The 21,078-nt window shown below is 60.7% G+C and carries 19 protein-coding genes; 12 read left to right on the top strand and 7 right to left on the bottom strand.

Annotated elements, in window-relative coordinates:
- Positions 1–467: 467 nt before the first annotated feature.
- Complete coding sequence (gene fepB, locus ACF8PE_RS15045) at positions 468–1,427, bottom strand: Fe2+-enterobactin ABC transporter substrate-binding protein (RefSeq protein WP_032616984.1); 960 nt, start codon at positions 1,425–1,427, stop codon at positions 468–470.
- A 187-nt stretch (positions 1,428–1,614) separates the two neighbouring features.
- Between fepB and entC the strand changes: the two genes are divergently transcribed.
- Genes entC through entH form a run of 5 tightly spaced genes read left to right on the top strand, consistent with a single transcriptional unit; the run spans position 1,615 to position 6,432 of the window.
- The gene (entC, locus tag ACF8PE_RS15040) at positions 1,615–2,790 is read left to right on the top strand and encodes an isochorismate synthase EntC (RefSeq protein ID WP_130589178.1); all 1,176 of its coding nucleotides are present in this window, start codon (positions 1,615–1,617) and stop codon (positions 2,788–2,790) included.
- 9 nt (positions 2,791–2,799) lie between these two features.
- Positions 2,800–4,398, top strand: coding sequence for a (2,3-dihydroxybenzoyl)adenylate synthase EntE (gene entE, locus ACF8PE_RS15035; RefSeq protein WP_032616986.1), 1,599 nt, complete (start codon positions 2,800–2,802; stop codon positions 4,396–4,398).
- A gap of 10 nt (positions 4,399–4,408) precedes the next feature.
- Positions 4,409–5,263 carry an isochorismatase gene (locus ACF8PE_RS15030; protein WP_059308538.1) on the top strand — a complete coding sequence of 285 codons (855 nt, stop codon included), beginning with the start codon at positions 4,409–4,411 and terminating at the stop codon, positions 5,261–5,263.
- On the top strand, positions 5,263–6,018 hold the full coding sequence (entA, locus tag ACF8PE_RS15025) for a 2,3-dihydro-2,3-dihydroxybenzoate dehydrogenase EntA (protein WP_032616988.1): 756 nt from the start codon (positions 5,263–5,265) through the stop codon (positions 6,016–6,018). Before ACF8PE_RS15030 ends, entA begins: the two co-directional genes overlap by 1 nt.
- On the top strand, positions 6,019–6,432 hold the full coding sequence (gene entH, locus ACF8PE_RS15020) for a proofreading thioesterase EntH (RefSeq protein WP_392495038.1): 414 nt from the start codon (positions 6,019–6,021) through the stop codon (positions 6,430–6,432).
- A 99-nt stretch (positions 6,433–6,531) separates the two neighbouring features.
- On the opposite strand, the gene ACF8PE_RS15015 is transcribed toward entH, so the two are convergent.
- From ACF8PE_RS15015 to ACF8PE_RS15005, 3 genes are read right to left on the bottom strand one after another with little or no spacing between them, the layout of a single operon-like run.
- Positions 6,532–7,644 carry a M20 family metallopeptidase gene (locus tag ACF8PE_RS15015; protein WP_059308537.1) on the bottom strand — a complete coding sequence of 371 codons (1,113 nt, stop codon included), beginning with the start codon at positions 7,642–7,644 and terminating at the stop codon, positions 6,532–6,534.
- 13 nt (positions 7,645–7,657) lie between these two features.
- Positions 7,658–8,122 carry a YjiG family protein gene (locus ACF8PE_RS15010; RefSeq protein ID WP_032616991.1) on the bottom strand — a complete coding sequence of 155 codons (465 nt, stop codon included), beginning with the start codon at positions 8,120–8,122 and terminating at the stop codon, positions 7,658–7,660.
- Positions 8,119–8,841, bottom strand: coding sequence for a nucleoside recognition domain-containing protein (locus tag ACF8PE_RS15005; protein WP_059308536.1), 723 nt, complete (start codon positions 8,839–8,841; stop codon positions 8,119–8,121). The genes ACF8PE_RS15010 and ACF8PE_RS15005 overlap by 4 nt, the downstream gene beginning before the upstream one ends.
- Before the next feature lie 279 nt (positions 8,842–9,120).
- Between ACF8PE_RS15005 and cstA the strand changes: the two genes are divergently transcribed.
- Both cstA and ACF8PE_RS14995 read left to right on the top strand, forming a co-directional pair.
- On the top strand, positions 9,121–11,226 hold the full coding sequence (cstA, locus tag ACF8PE_RS15000; protein WP_059308535.1) for a pyruvate/proton symporter CstA: 2,106 nt from the start codon (positions 9,121–9,123) through the stop codon (positions 11,224–11,226).
- Positions 11,227–11,284: 58 nt separating this feature from the next.
- On the top strand, positions 11,285–11,482 hold the full coding sequence (locus ACF8PE_RS14995) for a YbdD/YjiX family protein (RefSeq protein ID WP_032616994.1): 198 nt from the start codon (positions 11,285–11,287) through the stop codon (positions 11,480–11,482).
- Between the two features lie 67 nt (positions 11,483–11,549).
- Here ACF8PE_RS14995 and ACF8PE_RS14990 read toward each other — a convergent pair whose 3' ends face one another.
- Entirely contained in the window at positions 11,550–12,293 is a 744-nt protein-coding gene (locus tag ACF8PE_RS14990; protein ID WP_230431276.1) for an SDR family NAD(P)-dependent oxidoreductase, read from the bottom strand.
- 61 nt (positions 12,294–12,354) lie between these two features.
- Positions 12,355–13,452, bottom strand: coding sequence for an oxidoreductase (locus tag ACF8PE_RS14985; RefSeq protein WP_392495037.1), 1,098 nt, complete (start codon positions 13,450–13,452; stop codon positions 12,355–12,357).
- A gap of 161 nt (positions 13,453–13,613) precedes the next feature.
- Between ACF8PE_RS14985 and ACF8PE_RS14980 the strand changes: the two genes are divergently transcribed.
- The 4 genes from ACF8PE_RS14980 (at position 13,614) to ACF8PE_RS14965 (ending at position 18,535) form a co-directional block, all read left to right on the top strand.
- On the top strand, positions 13,614–15,116 hold the full coding sequence (locus tag ACF8PE_RS14980; RefSeq protein ID WP_103791896.1) for a sugar ABC transporter ATP-binding protein: 1,503 nt from the start codon (positions 13,614–13,616) through the stop codon (positions 15,114–15,116).
- The gene (locus tag ACF8PE_RS14975) at positions 15,113–16,108 is read left to right on the top strand and encodes an ABC transporter permease (RefSeq protein WP_032616998.1); all 996 of its coding nucleotides are present in this window, start codon (positions 15,113–15,115) and stop codon (positions 16,106–16,108) included. Before ACF8PE_RS14980 ends, ACF8PE_RS14975 begins: the two co-directional genes overlap by 4 nt.
- Before the next feature lie 19 nt (positions 16,109–16,127).
- Complete coding sequence (locus ACF8PE_RS14970) at positions 16,128–17,192, top strand: sugar ABC transporter substrate-binding protein (protein WP_077227977.1); 1,065 nt, start codon at positions 16,128–16,130, stop codon at positions 17,190–17,192.
- A gap of 101 nt (positions 17,193–17,293) precedes the next feature.
- On the top strand, positions 17,294–18,535 hold the full coding sequence (locus ACF8PE_RS14965; RefSeq protein WP_392495036.1) for an LVIVD repeat-containing protein: 1,242 nt from the start codon (positions 17,294–17,296) through the stop codon (positions 18,533–18,535).
- Between the two features lie 68 nt (positions 18,536–18,603).
- On the opposite strand, the gene mtnK is transcribed toward ACF8PE_RS14965, so the two are convergent.
- Positions 18,604–19,803: an S-methyl-5-thioribose kinase gene (mtnK, locus tag ACF8PE_RS14960; protein WP_392495039.1), complete on the bottom strand. Its 1,200-nt coding sequence runs from the start codon at positions 19,801–19,803 to the stop codon at positions 18,604–18,606.
- 105 nt (positions 19,804–19,908) lie between these two features.
- On the opposite strand from mtnK, the gene mtnA reads away from it, so the two are divergent.
- Positions 19,909–20,937 (top strand): S-methyl-5-thioribose-1-phosphate isomerase, encoded by a 1,029-nt coding sequence (mtnA, locus tag ACF8PE_RS14955; RefSeq protein ID WP_392495035.1) that lies wholly within the window; start codon positions 19,909–19,911, stop codon positions 20,935–20,937.
- The last annotated feature ends 141 nt before the right edge of the window (positions 20,938–21,078 follow it).

The raw sequence follows: 21,078 nt of genomic DNA, 5'->3' as shown, positions 1-21,078 counted from the left end.
CGCATGTTCCCCTCACCCCAGCCCTCTCCCCAAAGAGGAGAGGGGGCCGACCGTGCCAATATCGGGAGAGGGGGCCGACCGGGCCCATTTTTTTGACGGAACCGCCACCTGAGTCGCATGTTCCCCTCACCCCAACCCTCTCCCCAAAGAGGAGAGGGGGCCGACCATGCCAATATCAGGAGAGGAAGCCGACCGGGCCCATTTTTTTGACGGAACCGCCACCTGAGTCGCATGTTCCCCCTCACCCCAGCCCTCTCCCCAAAGAGGAGAGGGGGCCGACCGTGCCAATATCAGGAGAGGGAGCCGACCGTGCCAATATCAGGAGAGGGAGCCGACCGTGCCCATTTTTTTGTAGGGATCCCACAGCCCACAGGGAGGTCGCATGTTCCCCCTCACCCCAACCCTCTCCCCAAAGAGGAGAGGGGGCCGACCGTGCCAATATCAGGAGAGGGAGGCGGTCTGTGCCCTTACTTAAACAACCCCTCTAAACGATCCAGCACCCGCATCGCACTGTAGTAATCCAGTCGGAATGTCTCTGTCCCCAGCGCCCAGACGCGTTTGTTTTGTACCGCCGGCAGATGGGCCAGCAGCGGGTTGGCGTAGATCGCATCCACATCCTTTTGATCCCCGGCAAACAGGAACAGCCCTTCGCCATTCAGCCCGGTCGCCAGGTTTTCTCCCCCTAACTGCACAATGTCGTGGCGCTTGCCCTGGCTCTGCGAGGCGTTCAGCCCGGCGGGCAGAGGAGCCAGAGAGAAGCCCAGCTGTTGCAGCAGCTTGCCCTGGGCCGACTCGGCGGTCCACAGGTTGGCGCTGTGAGCCGCGGCGGTATAGACGATAGCATTCACTGGCTGCGGCGGCTGTTTCAGCTGCTGCTTCACCCGGGTGAGCTGTTTATCAAATTCGGCAATCCGCGCCGCGGCCTGCTTCTCCTGGCCGGTAATGGTGCCCAGTTGGGTCAGCAGCGCCTGCCAGCTTTTATCGTCGTAGTTGATGAGCAGCGTCGGGGCGATGGCCGACAGCTGATCGTACAGCGCCAGGGCTGAATCCCCCCCGGTGGCGCTGACCAGGATCAGATCCGGCATCTGGGCGGCCACGGCTTCTGCGCTCGGCTCGCCAATATACAGGCGCGCAAGCTTACGCTGTTTTGCCACCTCGCCCCACTGGCGCAAAAAGCCCTGATCGTCGGCCACCCGATTGTTTGGCGTCGTGGCTCCGCTGGCGATCACCGGGGCATCAATCGCCAGCAGCGAGCCGGTAAGGGTCACGCTAGTGGAGACAATTCGCGTCGGTTTGCTCTCAAGCGTGTGGGTTCCGTGGCTGTCCGTGACCTGACGCGGCCAGTCGGCGGCGAGCGCTGAGGTTAATCCTGAAATTAAAAGTCCGGTTAAAAGCAGGGTGTTACGACAAACAGCGGGCAGTTTCACTAAGGGGCATCCTGTTTTTGTTGAAGTTAATGCTTCTCATTTTCATAAATGCACCGCAGGGATGCAAGCGATAGTCGCACAAGTTGCGCGCTCATCGGTTGACACCATCGCGCTCTGGGATTAGGTTAGCCAGCGAAAATATAAATGATAATAATTCTTACTGCTTTTATCATTTCAGGAGGATGATATGGATACGTCACTGGCTGAGGACATTCAGCACAACGCGACCCGGCTGCAAAAAGACAGCTTCTTTTTTATGTCGCCTTATCGCAGTTTTACCACGTCGGGTTGTTTTCGCCGTTTTTCCACCCCTGCCGTGGGCGGCGACGATCCGGCAAGCCCCTTCCAGCAACAGCTTGCCCAGACCTTTGCCGATGCCAAAGCCGCCGGGATTGCTAACCCGGTGATGGTGGGGGCGATCCCCTTTGATACCCGCCAGCCGTCGTCGCTGTTCATTCCGCAAACATCGCAAAATTTTGCCCGTCCGGCACGCCAGCAGTCTGCCCGTTATGCGACCCAGACGCCGCCGCTGACGGTGAAATCCCGCACCGAGATCCCGGCCCAGTTAGCGTTTGAAGAGATGGTGGCCCGCGCCGCCGCCCTGACGGCGACGCCGCGTGTGAATAAAGTGGTGCTGTCGCGCCTGATCGACATCGCCACCGAAGAGAACCTCGACAGCAGCGTGCTGCTGGAAAAACTGATTGCCCAGAACCCGGCCAGCTTTAACTTCCACGTCCCGCTGGAGGATGGCGGGGTACTGCTTGGCGCCAGCCCGGAACTGCTGCTGCGTAAAGAGGGGGCTCACTTTAGCTCCCTGCCGCTGGCCGGTTCCGCGCGTCGTCAGCCGGACGATATGCTCGATCGTGAGGCGGGCAACAAGCTGCTGGCTTCGGCAAAAGATCGTCATGAACATGACCTGGTCACCCAGGCGATGAAGGCGGTACTCGCCCCGCGCAGCCATCAACTGACTATGCCCGCTTCGCCGCAGTTAGTGACCACCCCGACCCTGTGGCACCTCGCCACCCCGGTAGAGGGCGAAGCGCGTGAAGATGAAAACGCCCTGACCCTGGCCTGTCTGCTGCACCCGACCCCGGCCCTGAGCGGCTTCCCGCACCAGGCGGCGAAAGCGTTGATTGCCGAGCTGGAGCCGTTCGACCGTGAACTCTTCGGCGGAATCGTCGGCTGGTGCGACAGCGAAGGCAACGGCGAGTGGGTGGTGACTATCCGCTGCGCGCGCCTTCACGCCAACCGCGTGCGCCTGTTTGCCGGTGCCGGGATTGTGCCTGCCTCCTCACCGATTGCCGAGTGGCGCGAAACCGGCGTCAAACTGACCACCATGCTCAATGTTTTTGGCTTGCATTAAGGATTAATCATGACCCTTCCCTTTACCCGCTGGCCCGACGACTTCGCCCGTCGCTATCGTGAAAAAGGTTACTGGCAGGATCTGCCCCTGACGGACATTCTGACCCGCCACGCTGACAGCGATGCGCTGGCGATTATCGACGGCGAACGCCGCTTGACGTACCGCCAGTTCCAGCAGTCCGTCAACAACCTCGCGGCAGCGTTGCAGGCGCAGGGGATCCAGCGGGGTGAAACCGCTCTGGTGCAGTTGGGTAACGTCGCGGAGTTCTACATCACCTTTTTCGCGCTGTTGCAGGTGGGCGTGGCCCCGGTGAATGCGCTCTTTAGCCACCAGCGCAGCGAACTGAACGCCTACGCCACCCAGATTGAACCGACGCTGCTGATTGCTGACCGGGCGCATAGCCTGTTTGCTGGCGACGACTTCCTTAACACCTTCAGGGATCAGCACCCCTCCGTGCGTGTGGCGCTGCTGCGCGGCGAAGGGCTGGAAGCGGCCATTGCCCGTCCGGCAGAAAACTTTATCGCCAGCCCGACTCCGGCTGACGAGGTGGCGTTCTTCCAGCTCTCCGGCGGCAGTACCGGCACGCCGAAGCTGATCCCGCGCACCCATAACGACTATTACTACAGCATTCGCCGCAGCAACGAGATCTGCGGCATCACCGCGGATACCCGCTACCTGAACGCGCTGCCTGCTGCCCACAACTTTGCGATGAGTTCCCCCGGCTCGCTGGGGATCTTTATGGCCGGTGGCTGCGTGGTATTGGCGCACGATCCGAGCGCAACGCTCTGCTTCCCGCTGATTGAAGAGCATCGCATCACCGTCACCTCGCTGGTGCCGCCAGCGGTCAGCCTGTGGCTGCAGGCCATTACCGAAGGCGCAGGCAATGCCCAACTGGCGTCGCTGCAACTGTTGCAGGTGGGCGGGGCGCGGCTTTCCGCCACGCTGGCTGCCCGCATTCCGGCAGAGATGGGTTGCCAACTCCAGCAGGTCTTTGGGATGGCGGAAGGGCTGGTGAACTACACCGCCCTGGATGACACCCCGGAACGCATCATGAATACCCAGGGCCGTCCGATGTGCCCGGATGATGAAGTGTGGGTAGCCGATGAGAACGGTAATCCGCTGCCGCGCGGTGAGGTCGGGCGTCTGATGACCCGCGGGCCGTACACCTTCCGCGGCTACTACAAAAGCCCGGAGCATAACGCCAGCGCCTTTGACGCGAACGGCTTTTACTGCTCCGGGGATCTGATCGCCATTGACGAGCAGGGTTACATCACCGTGCAGGGGCGCGAGAAAGATCAGATCAACCGCGGCGGGGAGAAGATCGCCGCCGAAGAGGTGGAAAACCTGCTCCTGCGCCACGAGGCGGTGATCCACGCCGCGCTGGTCAGCATGGAGGACAGCCTGCTGGGCGAGAAGAGCTGCGCGTATCTGGTGGTGAAACAGCCCCTGCGTGCAGTTGACGTGCGCCGCTTCCTGCGCGAGCAGGGCGTGGCTGAATTCAAACTGCCGGATCGCGTGGAGTGCCTGGACGCACTGCCGCTGACGCCGGTAGGCAAAGTCGATAAAAAACAATTACGCCTGTGGCTGGCCGAACGGGCGCAGGGCTAAGGAGCGAACGATGGCAATTCCAAAATTAACCGGTTATGCGCTGCCAGGCGCGGCAGATCTGCCCAGCAATAAAGTGAGCTGGACCATGGAGCCCGCGCGCGCCGCGCTGCTGATCCACGATATGCAGGAGTATTTTCTTAACTTCTGGGGCGATAACTGTCCGATGATGGCGCAGGTGGTGGCGAACATCGCCCGTCTGCGCGACTATTGCAAGCAGCAGGGGATCCCGGTCTATTACACCGCCCAGCCGAAAGAGCAGAGCGATGAAGACCGCGCCCTGCTGAACGATATGTGGGGACCGGGCCTGACCCGTTCCCCGGAGCAGCAGCGCATTGTCGCTGAACTGACCCCGGACGAAGCAGACACCGTGCTGGTGAAGTGGCGCTACAGCGCGTTTCACCGCTCGCCGCTGGAGCAGATGCTGAAAGAGAGCGGGCGCGACCAGTTGATCATCACCGGCGTGTATGCCCACATCGGCTGCATGACCACCGCGACCGACGCCTTTATGCGCGACATCCAGCCGTTCTTCGTCGCCGATGCGCTGGCGGATTTCACCCGGGATGAGCACCTGATGTCGCTCAAGTACGTGGCCGGTCGTTCCGGGCGCGTGGTGACCACCGACGAGCTGCTGCCGTCAGTGCCCGCCAGTAAAGCGGCGCTGCGCGAGGCGATCCTGCCCCTGCTGGACGAGTCCGACGAACCGATGGATGACGAAAACCTGATCGACTACGGTCTGGATTCGGTACGCATGATGGCCCTGGCGGCGCGCTGGCGCAAAGTGCATGGCGATATCGATTTTGTGATGCTGGCGAAAAACCCGACGCTGGATGCCTGGTGGGCGCTGCTCTCCCGCGAGGTGAAATAATGGCTACGTTCGATTTTGCGGGGAAAACCGTCTGGGTGACCGGGGCCGGGAAAGGCATCGGTTACGCCACCGCGGTGGCGTTCGCAGAGGCGGGCGCCCGGGTGACGGGCTTTGACGTGGCCTTCCCGCAGGCGAGCTATCCCTTTACCACCGAAGTGCTGAACGTAGCGGACGCTGCGCAGGTGAGCGAGGTCTGCGGGCGTTTGCTGGCTTCGGTCGATCGTCTGGATGTGCTGGTGAATGCAGCAGGGATCCTGCGGATGGGGGCGACTGACCAGCTCTCGCAGGACGACTGGCAGCAGACTTTTGCGGTCAACGTTGGCGGGGCGTTTAACCTGTTCCAGCAGACGATGGGGCAGTTCCGCCGTCAGCAGGGCGGGGCGATTGTCACCGTGGCCTCCGACGCGGCACACACCCCGCGCCTCGGGATGAGCGCCTACGGGGCGTCGAAAGCGGCGCTGAAAAGCCTGGCCCTGACCGTGGGCCTTGAGCTGGCGGGCAGCGGCGTGCGCTGTAATCTGGTGTCGCCGGGATCCACCGACACCGACATGCAGCGCACCCTGTGGGTGAGCGATGACGCCGAGCAGCAGCGTATTCGCGGCTTTGGCGAGCAGTTCAAGCTCGGCATTCCGCTGGGTAAAATCGCCCGTCCTGAGGAGATTGCCAGCACCGTACTGTTCCTCGCTTCCGACCTCGCCAGCCATATCACCTTGCAGGATATCGTGGTGGATGGCGGCTCGACGCTGGGGGCCTAGATGATCTGGAAACGACATCTGTCGCTGGAGGAATTAAACCGCTCCAGCCTTAACACCATGGTGGCGCATCTGGGGATCGTCTACACCCGGATTGGCGACGACACCCTCGAAGCTGAGATGCCGGTGGATGCCCGTACTCATCAGCCGTTTGGCCTGCTCCACGGCGGCGCGTCGGCGGCGCTGGCGGAGACGCTGGGGTCGATGGCGGGTTTCCTGATGACCCGCGATGGGCAGAGCGTGGTAGGCACGGAGCTGAACGCGACGCACCACCGGGCGGTGTCGCAGGGAAAGGTGCGCGGCGTGTGCCAGCCGCTGCACCTGGGGCGTACCAGCCAGAGCTGGGAGATTGTGGTGTTAGATGAGCAGGGAAGGCGGTGCTGTACCTGTCGGTTGAGTACGATGGTGCTGGGATAGTATTGTGCGGCCTGTTGCCCTCACCCCGGCCCTCTCCCACAGGGAGAGGGGGGCATGTTCCCTCTCCCTGTGGGAGAGGGATAGGGTGAGGGACGTGTTTTACAGCATCGACACAATCCGCTTCAGCAACCGAATTCGCGGCGCAATCGACGCCTTATCCAGCCACTCCGCCGGGCTGTGGAAGCCCGCCCCAATCGGCCCCAGGCCGTCGAGCGTTGGGATGCCGAGCGCGGCAGTGTGGTTGGCATCGCTGCCGCCACCCACCGCCTGCCAGGTAATGGCGATATCCTCTTCTTTCCCTGCTTTCTCAACGAGCTGCATCAGACCCTGCGTGGCTTCACTCGCCGCCATGGCGGGCTTGTGGTTGACGCGCGTCAGCGAGGTGGTGACGCCCTCTAAAAATCCTTTTTCACACAGGGCTTCCAGCGCCTGATTGACCCGGTCGTACTCGTCGTTTTCCCAGAAACGCACGTCGAGTTCGGCAACGGCGCTATCCGCCACCACGTTGGCCGCGCTGCCGCCGTGAATCACGCCGACGTTCAGCGTGGTGCCGCGATCCCAGTCGGTGAGCGCGTTAATGGCGGTCACAGCATGCGCCAGGGCGGTAATCGCCGAGCGGCCTTTTTCCGGATCGTTACCCGCATGCGCCGCCACGCCGCTAAAGGTGAGGTGGTAGCCCGCCATGCCTTTGCGCGCTTTGACCAGGGAACCGTCGGCACGTGCCGCTTCACACACCAGTACGCAGCGGGCGCGTTTAGCCAGTTCGCCAATCCATTCGTGGGAGTAGACCGAGCCGGTCTCTTCGTCCGGGTTCATTGCCACGGCAATCGCCAGGCGATCCTGATCCGCCGCGTCCAGCCCGCGCATCGCCCAGAGGATGTTCAGCAATCCACTTTTCATGTCGGAGACGCCAGGGCCGTACAGGCGAGTATCGTCTTCACTCAGCGGACGTTCGGCTACGGTGCCGGGGGCAAAGACGGTATCGAGGTGGCCCACCAGCAGAACGTCAAACTGCTCTGCGTGCGGCTTATTGCTGACGAAGAGGCCGGGGCCGACGTTATCACCCAAATTAACCTGCTCGGTGTGCCAGCCTTCGCGTTGCCACAGCGTCTGCATGATGCCTGCGACGGTGGCGACGCCTGCGATGGTCTGGGTGCCGCAGTCCACGTTCACCAGGGTTTTGAGTTCTTCAATATAGTGGTCAAGATTCATGGTTACGTCCTGTTCAGAGAATAATGCGCATCAGCAGCATGGCTAAGAAAGCGTTGACCACCGAAAGGGCGATCATCAGCGGAATGCGTTTGGCGCGGGTGCCAATCACACCCAGAATGCGGCCCAGATACTGCACCTGGGAGCCCATCAGATAGATAGCCGGGGCGAGGATGGCCAGATGCTCCCCGGTCAGGATGCCTTTATCAAAAAGGCCAATGGCGACACCGATGCCACCGCCCATCGACATCCAGCCACCGATCAACACAGCGGCCGCTTCCCCCGGCAGGCCAAACAGGCCCATTAACGGCGCGAAGATCATGCCCAGGCCTTTCAGCGCGCCGGTGATCTCCAGGGCTTTGATGATGATAAATGCCATGACCACATTGGGCAGGGTACTGCTGGTGGCGATCCCCCAGCCTTTACGTGCCCCTTCGACGAACACATCGGTAATGACGGGATTGGATTGTGGCGCACTCATGCGGCTTCTCCTTTTGCCTGTGGTGATTCAGCGGTGTTTTTTCCGGTAAAGGCCAGGATCAGACGCAGCAGGTTAGCGCCGACGATTTTCATGATGAACATCACCGCGATGCAGGCTCCAATCGAGGCGGGCACCGCCGCTGTGCCATCGACGGCCACCAGCGTGAAGAGAATGGCCCCGGAAGAGAAGAAGTTGGTGATCATCGCGCCAGCGGAAAACTGGAACATGGCGAAAACGTCTTTTTCCGTTTCGCTGATTTGCCCTTCATCGGCCAGATTACGCGTGAGGGAGGCACCGACGTCCGTGCTTTGCAGGCTGCCAATCAGCGCCAGCCCGGCGGTGCCAGGGATGCCCAGCAGCGGGCGCAGCAAGGGGGTTAACAGCTTGCGGGCAGCACGCAGTGCGCCGTAATGCTCCAGCACGTTGATCATGCCGAGGGCAAACATGACGGCCGGAATCAGCCCGAGCGCGAACAGAAATCCGTCCATCGCCCCGCTGCCGCCCGTGCCACGAAAGGCGCTGGTGGCGGTGGTGAGCGTGCCATCGTTCAGGCTGGCCTTGCTGACCACTTTGCCAAACGCCCCGTTGAGGGTGGTGAAATCAAATACGCCGTACCACTCTTTTCCCCCTAACAGGCCAGAAAAGAAAACGGCGGCGAAAGCCAGCGCAAAGTAAGCGCCTGGCCCGACCTTATACTCCTGATGTTGTGAACTATTCATATCCTTTTCCTTGTAAGTGCGCGGGTGCGCAGGGTCATTCTGGCGAGGTTGTGTACAAAAAAGATGATACAAATCATTTCGTAACGGCGTTGCAGGATGAAAAAGATAAAAATGTGACCGGCGACAGAGCAGGGGGAGAGTAATAGTGATCGGCTTAACACTGTGGTGTAAATCTCTGGTTTGACCACGCATTATTGCGTTTTAAAGTTGTTAAATTTTAAGTGGTGTTCTAGAAACAAAATGTAACATTCCACTGTTTCACGACAACGGACATCCATTATGAATAACTCAGGGAAATACCTTTTATGGGCAGGGCTATCCGTTGTGGGAGCCTTTGCCCTGGGCTATATCGCCCTTAACCGGGGGGAACAGATCAATGCGCTGTGGATAGTGGTTGCAGCGGTCTGTATCTATCTGATTGCCTATCGTTTTTACGGCAAGTTTATTGCCCGTAACGTGCTCTCTGTCGATCCCACGCGCATGACGCCTGCGGTGCGGCATAACGACGGTCTGGACTATGTGCCGACCGACAAAAAAGTACTCTTTGGTCACCATTTTGCCGCCATCGCCGGGGCCGGGCCGCTGGTGGGGCCGGTGCTGGCCGCGCAGATGGGCTATCTCCCGGGGATGATCTGGATCCTCGCCGGGGTGGTGCTGGCGGGGGCGGTGCAGGACTTTATGGTGCTGTTCGTCTCCACCCGCCGCGACGGGCGTTCCCTCGGGGAGCTGGTGAAAGAGGAGATGGGACCCACTGCCGGGGTGATTGCGCTGGTGGCCTGTTTTATGATCATGGTGATTATCCTCGCGGTACTGGCGATGATCGTGGTGAAAGCCCTGACCCACAGTCCGTGGGGGACCTACACCGTCGCCTTTACCATTCCGCTGGCGATTTTCATGGGGATCTACATTCGCTACCTGCGACCGGGGCGTATCGGCGAGGTGTCAGTGATTGGCCTGTTCTTCCTGGTCTTCGCCATTATTTCCGGCGGCTGGGTGGCTGAAAGCCCTACCTGGGCACCGTACTTTGACTATACCGGTGTGCAGCTGACCTGGATGCTGGTGGGCTATGGCTTTGTGGCGGCGGTACTGCCGGTGTGGCTGCTGCTGGCCCCGCGCGACTACCTCTCCACCTTCCTGAAAATCGGCACCATCGTTGGGCTGGCGATCGGCATTCTGATTATGCGTCCGACCCTGACTATGCCTGCGGTGACGAAGTTTATCGACGGTACTGGCCCGGTCTGGTCCGGCAACATGTTCCCGTTCCTGTTTATCACCATCGCCTGTGGCGCGGTCTCTGGCTTCCATGCGCTGATTGCCTCCGGCACCACGCCGAAGATGCTGGCCAATGAAAATCAGGCCTGCTTTATCGGCTATGGCGGCATGCTGATGGAGTCCTTCGTCGCCATTATGGCGCTGGTCTCGGCCTGCATTATCGATCCGGGCGTCTATTTTGCGATGAACAGCCCGATTGCGGTGCTGGCACCCGCCGGTACGGCTGACGTGGTGGCCTCTGCGGCGCAGGTAGTCAGCGGCTGGGGCTTTGCCATTACCCCGGATACCCTGGCCCAGATTGCCAACGAAGTGGGCGAGCAGTCGATTATCTCCCGTGCGGGCGGTGCCCCGACCCTGGCGGTGGGGATGGCCTACATCCTGCACGGCGCGCTGGGCGGCCTGATGGATGTGTCGTTCTGGTATCACTTTGCCATCCTGTTTGAAGCGCTGTTTATCCTGACGGCGGTAGATGCGGGGACCCGTGCGGCGCGCTTTATGTTGCAGGATCTGCTGGGGGTGATTTCTCCGGGGCTGAAACGCACCGAGTCGCTTCCCGCGAACCTGCTGGCGACCGCGCTCTGCGTGCTGGCGTGGGGTTACTTCCTGCATCAGGGGGTGGTCGATCCGCTGGGCGGCATCAACACCCTGTGGCCGCTGTTCGGTATTGCTAACCAGATGCTGGCCGGTATGGCGCTGATGCTCTGCGCGGTGGTGCTGTTCAAGATGAAACGTCAGCGTTACGCCTGGGTCGCCCTGGTGCCGACGGCCTGGTTGCTGATCTGTACCCTGACCGCTGGCTGGCAGAAAGCCTTCAGCAGTGATGCCAAAGTGGGCTTCCTTGCGATCGCCAACAAGTTCCAGGCGATGATCGACAGCGGCAAGATCCCGGCGCAGTACACCGAGTCGCAGCTGTCACAGCTGGTGTTTAATAACCGTCTGGATGCCGGGCTGACCATCTTCTTTATGGTGGTGGTTGTGGTGCTGGCGCTGTATTCTCTGAAGACCGCGATGGCTGCCCTGAAACAGGACAAACCTACCGCGAAAGAGACGCCGTATCAGCCGATGCCTGCTAACTATGATGAGCGTGTGACGCAGGCGAAAGGGGCGCATTAAAGACAATGCCGGGTGGCGCTAGCGCTACCCGGCTTCTATTCCCTGTGAGATAAAAGCGATGTTCGACACCCTATCCAAAGCAGGTAAATACTTAGGCCAGGCCGCGAAAATGATGATCGGCGTGCCGGACTATGACAACTACGTTGAGCATATGCGGGTCAACCATCCCGATCAGACCCCGATGACCTACGAAGCCTTCTTCCGCGATCGCCAGGACGCCCGTTACGGTGCTAAAGGCGGAGCCAAGTGCTGTTAACCCTCCAGAACACGTGAAAACGCCTCTGCCAGACGGCAGAGGCCTACCCAATCTTTGCAACGAGGCGTCAGGCGTTCAGACCGCCGTCCACGTCCAGCCCGGTGCCGGAGATCTGCCCGGCGGCAGGGCTGGCAAGGAAGGTGACCGCCGCGGCGATATCTTCCGGCTGGCCGTAATGCCCGGTCGCAATGAGCTGACGTTGGGATTCAGCCTGCACGCCATCCTCCGGGTTCATATCGCTGTTGGTGGGGCCAGGGTGGACCAGATTGACGGTAATACCGCGCGGCCCCAGGTCACGCGCCAGCCCGCGGGTCAGGGAGTTGAGCGCCGATTTGGTCATTGAATAGACCGCGATACCCGGCTGGGCGACGCGGTTGGCCAGACAGCTGCCGATGTTGATGATGCGTCCGCCGTCGGACATATGCATGAGCGCGGCCTGGATGGCGATCACCACCCCGCGAATATTGACGTTAATCAGGGCATCAATGTCTGCCAGCGTCATGGACTCCAGCTGGCCACCACGCGCAATCCCGGCGTTGTTCACCAGAATATCCAGCCCGCCCAGGGTACGTGCCGCCTGCGTCACGGCATTCTGGATGGCCTCTGCGCTGGCGCTGTCGGCCTGAATCGCCTCGCTGTGCCGACCCAGCGCCACAATTTCATCGACCACGGTCTGGGCTTTCACGGTGGATTTCTCGTAGGTGATAACCACATCGGCCCCCGCCCGGGCCAGCGAGAGCGCAATCGCGCGTCCTAAACCCCGGCTGGCCCCGGTGACCAGCGCCTTCTTACCTGTTAAATCGATCTGCATGATGACCTCAACACGAAAGTAATGAGAACCATCATTAGGTATAGAGGGCGTTTGCCCGGCGTCAATCCGCCGGGTGGCTGAAGTTTTCCACTTTCTCAAACGCGGCGCGCAGGACCGCAGGCGTCAGGGCGATGGGCAGGGCGTGAATAGACTCTACCGGACGCAGGGTATGGGCGATCACCTTATCCAGTTCGTCGCGGTTGTGGATATCCACGTCCAGCTCGCGCAGGGTGGTGGGCAGGTTGAAGCGCTGGTACGCCGCGACCAGCTCGCGCAGCACCTCGTCCTGGCCGAGCAGGGCGCTCTGCACCAGAATGCCGTAGGCCACTTTGGTGCCGTGGAGGAAGGCCGCGGTCTGCGGCAATACCGTTAAGCCGTTATGCACGGCATGGGCCGCCGCCACGCGGGTGTAGCGTTCCCCCAGCCCGCCGACCATGCCGCCACCGGCGATAATGGCATCCACCACGTCATGAAACTCCCGGGTGACCTCCCGGCGCGTCTGATCGGCCAGCGCCTGCTCACTGTGTTCGAGCAGGACATCGCGGATCGCCAGCGCGCCGTTGATGCCAAGCCGCACCGTCAGCGGCAACAGCTCCGGGTGCGGCGCGAGTACCACCGCCTCATACCATTTCGCCAGGGTATCGCCGATCCCCGCCAGCAGGTATTCCGCGGGGGCATTGAGGATAATTTCCGGCTCCACCAGCACCAGATAGTTGGCATCGTCAAAAATTTCAAAGTGCAGCGCCTGCCCGGCATCGTTGTACCACACCGACAGCGGCGTCCAGGCGGCACAGGTGGCGGCGATAGTGGGAATGGCCACCACCGGTAAGCCCAGACGGCGCGCCACCGCTTTGGCTGTATCCAGCAGCGCGCCGCCGCCGACGCCAATCACCACGCTGCGATCGGTGCCGGAGTCGTTCACAAGCTCACTCACATCGTGCTCGCTGCAGTGGCCCTTAAACAGCAGATGTTTTGCGCCCTCTGCATGGAAGCTCTGCGGCAGGAAGGGTTGCGCACCGGCAAGGGCGCGTTCACCGTAGATCCATACCGCCCGGGAGAGCTGCTCCGGGGTAAAAAAAGCGTCCAGACGGGCAAGTACCCCGCGGTGGGAGTAGTAGTTGGCCGGACCGGGTACGACGCGGATATCGGTGTTGCTCATGATGGTGTCCTTTTTATGAAGCGCTAACCTGATGTTATGGCTAGACATCCAGATGGCTAATACTATTTTGCTTTATCTTATGCTTTTTCCTTCGTTGCCAGCCAGACCCGGCTGTGAAAAATTCCATAAATCAAAAGATTAATGATAAGGGATCGCAGCGAATGTTAACCAGTCGCCTCGAGATGCGCGGCATCAGCCTGGCTTTTTCTGGCTTTCAGGCGTTGTCGCGCGTCGATTTCACGCTGACAGGTGGATCGGTACACGCGCTCACGGGCGCGAACGGTGCCGGCAAATCCACCCTGATGGCGGTACTGTGCGGCACGCACGCGCGCTATGAAGGCGAAATCAGCATTAATAACCAGCCCGTCACCCTTCGTGAGCCGGTGGATGCCAAACAGCTGGGCATCCATCTGGTGCAGCAGGAGGTGGACGTGGCGCTGATCCCCGGCCTGAGCATTGCGGAAAACATCATGCTCGATCATCTGGCGCAGCCGGGGCACCGCTTTCACTGGCGGAAACTGCGCGAACAGGCCCGGCAGGCGCTGGCGCAGTTGGACATCACCCTCGACGTTCGCCGTGCCATCGACAGCTGCACCCTGGCAGAAAAACAGCAAATCCTGCTGGCCCGGGCGCTCTCTCATCACTGCCGGTTTTTGATTCTGGATGAACCCACCGCGCCGCTGGATGCCCATGAGAGCGAGCGGCTGTTTGCCGTGGTACGACGCCTGCAACAGCAGGGGATCGGGGTGGTGTTTATCTCCCACCGGATCCATGAGCTGAAAGCGATCTGCGACACCTTAACGGTGCTGCGCGACGGCAAGCTAATTGAGTCCGGGCCGATGGCGGATCTCAGCGGAGAAGCGATCGTCGAGAAGATGCTCGGCCATGAATTGAGCGATATCTATCCGCCTGCGCGCCCGCCACACAGCAATGAAACGCTGCTGCGGGTCGAGGGGCTGCATGATGAAAAGCTGCTGAAAGATATCTCCCTGCATCTGCGCAAGGGCGAAATCCTCGGGATTGCCGGGCTGGCCGGGGCGGGAAAAACCGAACTCTGCAAAGCGCTGTTTGGCGCGACCAAAAGCCAGGTGACAAAGGGCGAGCTGAATCATAAGCCGTGGAGACCGCGCGATCCGGCGGACTCCGTGCTGCGTGGGCTGGCGCTGGTGCCGGAAGAGCGGCGTAAAGAGGGCATTTTTATCGAGGAGACGGTGAGCATGAACCTCGCCGTCAGCGCGGATAACAGTTTCTCGCGCTGGAGCCTGTTCGGCCATCGCCAGGCGTGGCGCTGGGCTGAAGAGGTGATCGCCCGGGTGGGTGTGCGCACCCGCGGTCCGGGGCAGGTACTGCGTCGGCTTTCCGGCGGCAACCAGCAAAAGGTGGCGATCGGCAAATGGCTGCGCGGCAACGCCCAGGTGCTGATCTTCGACGAGCCGACCAAAGGGGTGGACGTGAAGGCCAAAACCGATCTGTTCCGGCTGATTGATGGCCTGGCGCGGGAAGGCAAAGGGGTGATTTATGCCTCGGGTGAGTTTGCCGAACTGGTGGGCCTGTGCGACCGCATCTGCGTGCTGTGGGACGGACGCATTGTGGCGGAACTCGAGGGGGCAACCGCCCGCGAAGAGACATTACTTTATTATTCAACCGGAGGAACGGCGTCGTGAGCAAGGCCCTTTCAGTGACGGCGGCGGCGTCTGGCCGTCAGCAAATTTTCGATTTTCTCTATAAATGGGGCATGTTGCTGACGGTGGTGGCGCTGGTAGCCATCTTCGGCGTGGCGTCAGAGAACTTTCTCGATCCCAACAACATCATCAACATTCTGCGCTCTATCGCGATTGTGACGGTGATTGCTATCGGGGTCTCGATCTCGTTGACCATTGGCGGGTTTGACCTCTCCGTGGGTTCCACCGCATCGCTGGCCAATGCGCTGGTGATCTCCCTGTTTGTCTGGCATGGCTTCGGCACTACCGAATCCATTCTGATCACCCTCGCGCTCTGCACGCTGGTGGGGCTGTTTAACGCCTTCTTGATCGTCATTCTGCGCATTCCTGACATGCTCGCCACGCTTGCCAGTCTGTTTGTGATCCAGGGCGTGGCGATGACGTATAGCTATGGCGGGTCGATTACCGAAAACATGGTACTGCCGAGCGGCGACATGGCAGAGGGCACCATTCCGGCGGCCTTTGGCGCGCTGGGGCAGGTGCCGACCATCGTGATTATCATGCTGGCGGTGACTCTGCTGGCGCAGCTGGGGCTGTCGCTGACCACCCACGGACGCCGCATGTACGCGATTGGCGGCAACCCGGAGGCGGCGCGCTTATCCGGCATCCGCACCACCCGCTACAAGGTGGCCGCCTATGTGATTGCTTCGCTGCTGGCGGGCCTCGGCGGCATTCTGCTGGCCTCGCGCATTGGCTCCTCGCAGGTGAATGCCGGCGGTGGCTATCTGATGGATGCGGTGGCAGCGGCATGGATCGGCTTCTCGCTGGCCGGTTCCGGTAAACCGAATGCGCTGGGTACCCTGGTGGGGGCGGTGATCCTTGGGGTGCTCTCTAACGGGCTGGTGATGCTCTCGGTGCCCTATTACGCCATGGACATTATAAAAGGGCTGGTGCTGGCGATTGCGCTGGCCATCACCTACGTACAAAAACGCTAACAACACGACGGGATTTAAAATGAAAAAAGTTGCACTCTCTTTGCTGACGCTGGGATTACTGAGTTCACTGCCGGGCTATGCGGCGACACCTGCGCCGGTGCCGGCGGCCATCGCCAACCACGACGGGCAGATCCGCATCGCGGTGATCCGTAACCTCGGCTCTGACGACAACACCACCCAGTTTGTGGCGGGCGCGATCCAGGAAGGCAAAAAGCTCGGCTTTAAGGTCAGCACCTTTTTAAGCAACGGCGACGACGCCAAATTCCAGGACTTCGTTAACCAGGCGATCACCCAGAAATATGACGGCATTATTCTCTCTCAGGGGCGCGATCCGTACTCCACCGCGCTGGTGAAAAAAGCCGTCGATGCCGGGATCAAAGTGGCGGTGTTCGATACCGCAGTGACCGGGGAGATCCCGGGCGTGACCGTCACGCAGCAGGATGATGCCTCCCTGACCAATCTCTCCTTCGGCCAACTGGTGAAAGATTTCAACGGCCAGGCCAACATCATCAAGCTGTGGGTCGCTGGCTTCCCGCCGATGGAGCGTCGTCAGACGGCCTACCAGGCGTTACTGAAAGAGAATCCGGGCATCAAAGAGCTGGAGTCCATCGGCGCGGTTTCCTCCGACGTGCAGGGTGACACCGCCAACAAAGTGGGCGCGGTGCTGGCGAAATACCCGAAAGGTAAGATCGACGCTATCTGGGGCACCTGGGATGCCTTCAGCCAGGGCGCGTATAAGGCTCTGAAAGAGAATGGCCGCACGGAGATCAAACTCTACAGTATCGACATCTCCAACCAGGATTTACAGCTGATGCGTGAGGCGGGCAGTCCGTGGGTGGTGAGCGTGGCGGTGGATCCGAAGCTGATTGGTGCCACCAACGTGCGTCTGATCGCCAATAAGATTGCCGGTGAAGCAACGCCTGCAACCTATGACTTTAAAGCCGCGGCTATTCCGCAGGCGCTGCTGTCGGCCCAGCCGGGCGCGGTGAATGTGGCGTCATTAGGGAAAATCATCCCGGGCTGGGGCCAGACCGAAGACTTTATCGCCCCGTGGTTCGCGACGTTAGAAGCGAAGAATAAGTAACACTTTCCCGGACGTGGCGGGGTGGAGCCTGGTGTCCTCACCCCGGCTCTCTTCCCCAGGAAGAGGATGAAACCTACGCCACCGGGCCACAGGAGCTTAAGGTGTCTCAATTACCCACCCCTGAATACAGCCACAATATGCGGCTGATCGGCCACAGCGACCAGGGCGGACGCCCGGACGGCGTGCAGCTGATGGTGCATCGCGGCTTTGCCTATATCGGCCATATGGTGTCGCAGGGCTTTTCGATCGTTGATGTGCGCGACCCGAAAAACCCGCGGGCCGCAGGCTATGTGCCCGCGCCGCCCGGCACCTGGAACGTACATCTCCAGGCGCATGACGACCTGCTGCTGGTGATCAACGCCCGGGATCTGTTTGCCGATGCCCGCTTTGCGGATGAAAAGGTCTACTACACCCGCCAGGTGGGGGAGACGGTCAGCGACGTACAGGACAGAGGCTGGAGCGCCGGGCTGCGCATCTTTGATATCTCTACCCCGGATAAGCCACGGGAGATCGGCTTTCTGTCGCTGGACGGGATCGGCATTCACCGCATCTGGTACGTGGGGGGACGCTGGGCCTATGTCTCGGCGCTGATCGACGGCTTTACCGATTATATCTTTCTGACGATAGACCTTGCCGACCCGCGCAAGCCAGAGGTCGCGGGGCGCTGGTGGCTGCCGGGGATGAACCAGGCGGCAGGCGAAACGCCAGCGTGGCCGGAAGGCAAACGCTATGCTCTGCATCATGCGATCATTGCGGGTGATATCGCCTATGGAAGCTGGCGTGACGGCGGCCTGACGCTGCTGGATGTAAAAGACAGAGCGCAGCCGAAGCTGATCAGCCATCGCAACTGGAGTCCGCCATTTGGCGGCGGCACCCATACCGCGCTACCCCTGCCGGACCGGGATCTGCTGGTGGTGCTGGACGAAGCGGTGCTCGACAATCAGGAGGATGGCGAAAAGCTGATCTGGCTGTTTGATATCCGCGAGCCGTCGAACCCGGTGAGTATTGCCACCTTCCCGCAGCCCAACGAGCGGGATTACGTGGCGAAGGGGGCGCACTTCGGGCCGCATAACCTGCATGAAAACCGCCCCGGCAGTTTTATCAGCTCAACGTTGATTTTCGCGACCTATCAGAATGCAGGCGTCCGCGCCTATGACATTTCGGACCCGTACCGTCCGGTAGAAACCGCGGCGCTGGTGCCCGCGGCGCCAGAGAAGATGATGGATACCCGGCCCAATCGCCCGCAGGTGATCCAGTCCTGCGATGTGTTTGTGGATGCGCAGGGAATTATCTACAGCACGGATTACAACGGCGGATTGTCGGTGATTGAGTATCTGGGATGAGTGCGGTGTGATGTTTTTACGCCGGGTCTCTCTCTGTGAGAGAGGCCCGGTAAGTGTCGCGCCTGCTCTTAGCTGTACTGACGCACCCGCGCCACCAGCTCATCCACGCTGTCGATACGGTCGGCAATCACAATCAACGCCTTACCGAGGGTGATGGCGTGGCGCAGGCATTCGTGGCGCATCTCGTCGTCGCGGATAGAATCGATATCCGCCACGTGGGACAGGCCGACGCTGCGGCGTATAAGTTCGGTGCCGCAGAAGCCAATCGCATCCTGCCAGACCTTTTTCAGAAACGCGCTGGCGTAGCCCGGCACGCTGAGGGCGGCATCGCGGGATTTTTCCGCCGCCAGGGCCTGGAAACGTTCCGCGAAGGTGGTCCACAGCTGCTGGATATCGATCAGGCGTTGTTCACGACCGGCCGCCGCATCGCGAATACCCAGGTGACCCGGCAGGCCGCAGAAGTTAAGCAGCAGGTTGCCAATCGCCGTGCCGATATCAAACCCAATCGGGCCGAAATAGCCGAACTCTGCGTCAATGGCTTTCAGACTCCCCTCGGCGACAAAAATCGAGCCGCTGTGAATATCGCCGTGCAGCAGCGCTTCGGCCTGGGAGAAGAAGCGGTGCTTCAGGGAGGCGACGGCAATCTTCAGCTGATGGTCATTGCGCAGGGCGGCGACGTCGTTTTCCAGCGCCGCCGGGTAGTTATTGCGCTCGTGGATCTGGTACGGATCGTTGAAGAACAGATCTTCGGTGATCTCGCACATTTCCGGGTTGATGAACTGCGCCACCTGCGCCTTTTTGGCGTGGGGATGCAGGTAAAAATCGCTGGTGTGGAACAGGGTGTGGGCCAGGTATTCCCCCAGCTGACGGGCCGCCTGGGGGTAATAAACATTGTTGATCAGCTCGCCGCGCCAGATTTTATGGCTGGAGAGATCTTCCATCACCATCACCGCCAGTTCCGGGTCGAAGTGGTGGATCTTCACCGTGTGCTGCGGGCTGTGCTGATAGTGCTCTACCAGGGTTTGTGCTTCGAGACGGGCGCGGTCCAGCGTCAGCGGCCAGGATTCCCCCACACAGCGCACGTAGGGCAGGGCCTGTTTAACGATGATGCGGCTTACGCCCGCGCTGTCGAAAATCTTAAACACCAGATTAAGGTTGCCGTCGCCCACCTCCTGCGCCTCCACCAGTGACGAGGGATCTTCAAGGCCGCCAAATTGTTGGGCGTAGGCCACGGCGTCATGAGCGGTAAAGGTACGGTATTGCGACATTGCCAGTTCCTCATCTGTTCCGGTAATAAAGACATTTAGACGTCTATACATCTGAATTTTATCCTGACACAATGTGCTACAACAACGCAACAGAGAATTAACGACATGCAGAGATTACAGACGACCAGCCTGCGGGTGACGGAAAATCAGCTATTTATTCTCGATCAACAGGCGCTTCCGCAGGAGAAACGCTGGCTGGATGCCTCGATGGTTGACGCCCTGGTGGGGCATATTCACGCCCTGCGCGTGCGGGGTGCGCCGCTGATTGGTCTCTCTGCCAGCCTGCTCCTGGCGCTGCTGGCGGAAAACGGCCATAACCGGGACGCGCTGGCGGTGGCGCTGGAGACCCTGCGTGCCGCGCGCCCGACGGCGGTGAATCTGATGAACAACCTCGACCGCATGAAACAGGCGTTGTGGCAGGAGGATTATGTTCCGGCGCTGGTGGCTGAGGCGCTGCGCCTGATCGACGAAGACAAGCGGCTTTGCGATGCCATTGCCCGCGCCGGGAGCGCGCTGGTGACGCCGGGCAGCCGCCTGCTGACCCACTGCAATACCGGCGGGCTGGCGACCGCAGGCGTGGGTACCGCGCTGGGCGTGATTGCTTTCGCGCATCAGCAGGGCAATGTCAGCCACGTCTGGGTGGATGAAACCCGTCCGCTGTTGCAGGGCGGAAGGTTAACCGCCTGGGAGTTAGGCGAGCTGGGCGTTCCTTATCAGTTGATCACCGACTCCATGGCCGCCAGCCTGATGGCAAAAGGGCAGGTGGATGCGGTATGGGTTGGGGCGGATCGCATTGCCGCCAACGGCGATGTGGCGAACAAAATCGGCACCTATTCCCTTGCGGTGCTGGCAAAATTCCACGGTATTCCGTTTTACGTGGCGGCACCGCAAACCACCCTCGATCCCGCGTGCCCGAACGGCGAGGCCATCCCGATTGAGCAGCGCGATGCCCGGGAAGTGACCGGTGTGGCGGGGAGCTTTGGGGCGGTGCAGTGGGCACCGGTTGACGCACAGGTGTATAACCCGGCATTTGACGTCACGCCTGCGGCGCTGATCAGTGGCTGGGTGCTGGATAGCGGGGTTGTGACGCCTGACGAGGTGGCGAAGGGGGTTTTTGGGGAGCGTGTGGGCTGATATTCCCTGGTGATAACTCTCTGCCACAGGGGGAGGGATCCCCAGTCATTTTATTGCCCTTACAGCAATGAAATAATCACAATACTATAAATGACTTACAGCGACTCCGCTGTCCGGCTGAAAATCGACGAAGCGTTTCCG

The organism is Leclercia sp. GLN_9, assembly GCF_043105735.1.
GTDB lineage: Bacteria > Pseudomonadota > Gammaproteobacteria > Enterobacterales > Enterobacteriaceae > Enterobacter > Enterobacter adecarboxylatus.
This window is presented reverse-complemented; position numbering and strand designations above follow the sequence as displayed.